The sequence below is a fragment of the Catenibacterium sp. CAG:290 genome (assembly GCF_000437715.1).
In the GTDB taxonomy this organism is placed as follows: Bacteria; Bacillota_I; Bacilli_A; order Erysipelotrichales; family Coprobacillaceae; genus Catenibacterium; species Catenibacterium mitsuoka_A.
This window is the reverse complement of the sequence record NZ_FR898834.1, coordinates 1-1449: the sequence shown is the minus strand read 5'-3', so window position 1 is coordinate 1449 and position 1449 is coordinate 1. Positions and strand designations below refer to the sequence as shown.

The 1449-nt window shown below is 33.5% G+C and carries 1 protein-coding gene; it reads left to right on the top strand.

Features of this window, described 5'->3' with window-relative positions; translation table 11 throughout:
* Positions 1-1285 (top strand): MYG1 family protein (locus QVO42_RS07000; protein ID WP_022425425.1); only part of this gene is annotated, 1285 nt, incomplete at its 5' end.
* Positions 1286-1449 lie beyond the last annotated feature (164 nt).

Genomic DNA, 1449 nt, shown 5'->3' with positions numbered 1-1449 from the left:
TATGATTACGATAGTAGAAGAAAAGGATGCAAAGTTTATAACTCATGCAGGATCATTTCATGCAGATGATGTTATGGCGACAGTCCTATTAGAAATATTATATGAAGATATTCCACTTGCAAGAGTTGCAGAAATTGATGAAAAAGATACAGATGCATTTGTCTATGATATTGGTTTGGGTAAATATGATCATCATCAGGATGATAAAGCAAGAAGAGATAATGGAATTGCTTATTCTTCTGTAGGACTTATATGGCGTGACTATGGCATGCAGATCCTTGAAAAATTAGGAATTCAAGAATATGTTGAAGATTATTATTATGATATAGATGATCAGATCATCATGCCTATTGATGCATTGGATAATGGAGAAGGTGAACGCATTTCCATGACCATTTCATCTGTCATTTCTATTAGTAACCCTTTCTGGAATTCACCTATTAGTGGAGACGAAGCATTTTTAAAATCAGTTGATTTCATGAGAATGGTATTTAATGTATATATTGAATATTTAAAGGATGTTTATAATAATAATGAACTTGATTGGGATGATGGTTATGACTGGTTAGATCAGGTGATGAAGAAGATTGTCTTAGATAAAGCCAATGAAGCGAATTGTTTCATCTTTAATGAAGAAGGTGATGCCATAGATATGTGGAAAGAATATGGTGAAGAAATCATCACTTATTATAATAAATCAAGTAAACATGCGGAATTAGGTGTATATGATGTGAATAAGATGTTTGTGCAGCCACTTTCTTTTGAACGTGAAGAAACAGATGAAGTCACTGCTTATCCAGTAGAACAGCTCGCTATCTTAATGGAACATTATCATAAAAATGGTGAAGCATTACTTAAAGAGATATTTGATACCTGCATTCATTCGGAAGTAAGTAGAATTCAAGGAATGGATTATGTTGAAGCACAAATTGACTTATCAGAACATCATATTATGATTCTAGAACAGTTTGTCCCATGGAAAGGTACGTTACTTAAATCAGAAAGCAATAAAGTGAATGATATCTATTTAACTGTGTTTCCATCTCAAAGAGGAGGATGGAACTTTCAGGGCGTTCCTCTATCGCCAGCAAGCTTTGATACACGTATCAAAGTTCCTGAAGAGTGGTGTGGAAGACGTGATCAAGAATTAGTAGAACTTACTGGAGTAGAAGGTGCACGCTTTATCCATCCAGGAGGATTTATTGGTGGTGCTGAAAACTTTGAATCTATCATGGAACTAGCACAACGTATTGTAGAATATACTGAACAAAATAAAACACATTAAACTATTAAACAGGGCTGTCTTATGTGATAAGATAGCCTTTTTTTGATGAAAATAAACAATATAAGAGATTTTAAATATTTTTTATAAAAAAATCAAAAAACTTTCAAAAAACACTTTACAAACGAGCGGATATTGGGTATTATAGACAGGCAGTCCGGGAGACG